Annotated in this window: 5 protein-coding genes; 1 reads left to right on the plus strand and 4 read right to left on the minus strand. The window is 67.5% G+C overall.

What is annotated here, in order from left to right:
- Positions 1-56: 56 nt before the first annotated feature.
- Complete coding sequence (locus CV1CTNOD_RS23530) at positions 57-701, minus strand: hypothetical protein (RefSeq protein WP_131788135.1); 645 nt, start codon at positions 699-701, stop codon at positions 57-59.
- A gap of 233 nt (positions 702-934) precedes the next feature.
- Here CV1CTNOD_RS23530 and CV1CTNOD_RS23535 point away from each other — a divergent pair, with 233 nt between their 5' ends.
- Complete coding sequence (locus CV1CTNOD_RS23535; RefSeq protein WP_131788136.1) at positions 935-1,129, plus strand: hypothetical protein; 195 nt, start codon at positions 935-937, stop codon at positions 1,127-1,129.
- A gap of 311 nt (positions 1,130-1,440) precedes the next feature.
- Here CV1CTNOD_RS23535 and CV1CTNOD_RS23540 read toward each other — a convergent pair whose 3' ends face one another.
- From CV1CTNOD_RS23540 to CV1CTNOD_RS25145, 3 genes are all read right to left on the minus strand, one after another.
- A complete protein-coding gene (locus CV1CTNOD_RS23540) occupies positions 1,441-2,055 on the minus strand; it encodes a hypothetical protein (RefSeq protein WP_131788137.1) in 615 nt (204 codons plus the stop codon).
- On the minus strand, positions 2,052-2,267 hold the full coding sequence (locus CV1CTNOD_RS23545) for a hypothetical protein (RefSeq protein ID WP_131788138.1): 216 nt from the start codon (positions 2,265-2,267) through the stop codon (positions 2,052-2,054). Before CV1CTNOD_RS23545 ends, CV1CTNOD_RS23540 begins: the two co-directional genes overlap by 4 nt.
- An 11-nt stretch (positions 2,268-2,278) precedes the next feature.
- Positions 2,279-3,033, minus strand: a 755-nt coding sequence (locus CV1CTNOD_RS25145) for a hypothetical protein (protein WP_165485696.1), incomplete at its 5' end; no start/stop codon positions are given.

Consider the following 3,033-nt stretch of genomic DNA (forward strand, 5'->3'; position numbering starts at 1 on the left):
CGCAGCTGATCGAAACTCTGCGCAACCTTCCCGCAGCCCTGGGACGTCACCTACACCTACACCGGTGCCCGGCAGGAAACCAACCCGTTCGCCGGATTCTCCCATGACCGCATGAACGCCCGTGACCACATAGGCGGCAACCCCGAGGAAAACCCCGCCCGGCGATAGAAAATATTCGGCTTTTCAAGATGTTCAAAGAAGACCTCAACCCGCTCGACCAGATCACGATGCTGCGCCCGCAATGTGTCAAGGAAGCCGGAGACCTTCTCGGCGTGTCGAAGTTCTTCGACGCGGGCACGCAGCAGCTCGTACTCGGCGGCACGGTCGCGCAGCTCCCGCTCGGTGCTCCGGCGTTGCTCCAGCTCCGCCCTCAACGCCGCGACATCTGCTGTCGACGGTACCTGTTCGGCGGCCCAGCGCAACAGGTCCTCCTCGACCGGGGTGCCCGCGTCGGCCACCGTCAGGAAGCTCGGAAGGACCTCAACAAGATTTTTTGCTGCCGCCAGGGCGGCGTCGAGGGCCACCATCGCGCGAAACGCCCCTGCCGAGTCGACCTTACCGGCCCTGGCCGCATCCTCCGGCGTCACCGCTGCCCACCGGAACGCCGAACACAACACGTCGAGCGACGCCGTCGGTTCGCCCGAGGCGACAGCGGCGGCCACCTCCTTCCATGGCCGCTCGACCAGTGGTTCCTTAACCACCATTCCTCCGTTCACGTCTTCGCGATGTCATACGGCTTCCGGCATTACCTGGCCTGTGCTGACATGAACGGAGGCCGCATATTTTCCGGGAGGGGCAGGACTTGCGCCTGCCCGCCGGTGACGGGACGTAGGACGAACACGCCAAGCCCGGTGCGAGCGACCTGCACTCCTACGTGGTAGCCATCCGGCGGCGGATCGTCCCGCAAGGGTATCCGGACCGAAATATGATCATCATGGCCGTACACCTGGACGTCGACAAGCACCTCAGGGCGGTGGGAGCCGTCAACGGTCACCACGATCGGAACGCCGTCAGTAGCGCCGGGTCGTCGTTGCGACCGAGCGCGGCCAAAGCCCTGCCCGCGGCCCGCATCACCGCGGCCTGCGCGGGGGGGCAGCGCGCCGAGACCACCGACGGTGACCACGTCTAGATCATCCCCGAAAGCGCTTGGAGAACCGCCGGAGCCATCCCGTGGAGCGCTTGGAGCATCGGAAGCTCCTGGAGCAGCGCCCAGCAGGTCGGCGCGACGGGTCAGCAGACCTGTCACAGCGTCCTCGATCGTCGCCACGACCAACTCGAAGCAACCGGTCACGTCTTCGGCGGACAGGCGGTACCCGGCACCGAACCGGCAAACACACGCATCCCGCCAGCGCGGCTGCTCGGCCGCGGCGGCGAGTACCTGCACGGCCCGATCCTGACCACGCAACAGCGCCTCGGCAAAAACACGGAGCAGTTTTTCCGTTACAGAGAGCGTAGACCCCTGGCCGTGCACGCGGATGTAGGCCAGACGTACCGCCGCGGCCGCGAAGGCCAACCCGCACCACCGGAACGGGTCTCGGCATCCAGCAGCCGGACCGAGCGTTCGCCCGTCTCACGTTCGCCTATCTCACACAGGGCGACCTGCACCGTGTCACCACCGACGTCACAGACGAGCAGCAACCCGCCCGGCCGCGGCGCCGGTCCGGCTGATCCGCCCACGGGTGGGGCCGCATGACCAGCACTGTGACCGGCGCCGTAGCCGGCACTGTGACAGGCGACGACCCATGCCGCGGCGCAGGCCGGCGCGCTGACCAGAGCGCGCACCGGCAGTCCGATGTCGTCGGTGAGCAGGCCACACAGCTCAGCCCGGGCCCGGCTTCCCTCGGGTGTCCGCAGCCAGTGTTCCGGCACGGTGACGACCAGCTGGCTCACGGTCGGGACATGCCGAGCAACCGGTCCGTCCAGGACGGCGGTGAGGAAGCCCCGCGCCGCCTGTGCCGGGCTGCGGCACGACCGCCAGCCATGCCGCGCCCAGCTGGCATGCGGCGTCCCGAGCAGGGACAGGAAGCCGGTGAGTGCCACACCATCCCGCGTCAAACCGTCATGCACCGCCAGAAACCGTCATGCACCGCCAGGTTGAAGGCGGCGTGGCCGACGAGCACCCGCGATTCCGCCCAGGCGACAGCGGTCGCGATCGGCCCGTCGCCCGCGGGATCGAACGGCGGTACGCGGCCTTCGCCTGCGGAGACGGCGACCTTGGTGAAGGTGGACCCGAGATCAAGGCCGACATGTCCCGCCGTACCACTCACTGTCGATCCTGTCACCGTTGATCCTGCCAGAGGAGAAGCTCGGACCCGTGCGCGACGTTCTCGCGCACTTCTCCGCCACGTCCGGATCCGCCGACCGCCAGGACACCGTTCGTTCCAGCCCTGGTGGACGCCCCGCTGGAGACATCCGGACCGGAAAACCGCTGGAACGGTTCGGCAACCTGTCCCCAAGCGTCGGGGAGACGGCCGAGGAGCGCCGGCAGCCATCCTGTGCCACCCTGCTGGTCCAGGCAACGGGCAAGCTGTAGAAGTGCCCGCAGCCCATCAGCGGGGAACTCGGCGGGATCCGGTATTTCGACGGGAATCCATTCCTGGACCAGGAGTATCCGGAACGGATCAAGTATCGGTGGCGGGTCGCCGACACGGTCCATCCGGTCGAGCCAGCGCCGCAGCCCGTCGACCGAACCGGTTCGCATTTCCTGGACGGCGACCTCCAAGGGAATCAACCCCGTACCAAGCCCGCGGTCGACCTCGGGCCAGCGATGCTCGTCATCGTTCGGCGAGCGCTCATCGGCACAGAACTCGCGGACCAGCGCGACAGCACCGGCCCGGACACGGCGGAGGCGGACGGCATCCTTCGGTGTCCGTGCGAGCAACATACCGAGAACCCTGTCCAGCCGACCCCGGTCGCGCAGGCGCAGGACATGACGGCGGGCGTCCTCCACATCGGAGAGACTGCCGTCGGCAAGCAGTGCTTCGAGCGTCCTGACATCGTAAACATTCAGTCGCCGTTCGGGGAGTGACGGTT

This window comes from Protofrankia symbiont of Coriaria ruscifolia (assembly GCF_900634745.1).
Classification (GTDB): Bacteria; Actinomycetota; Actinomycetes; order Frankiales; family Frankiaceae; genus Protofrankia; species Protofrankia californiensis.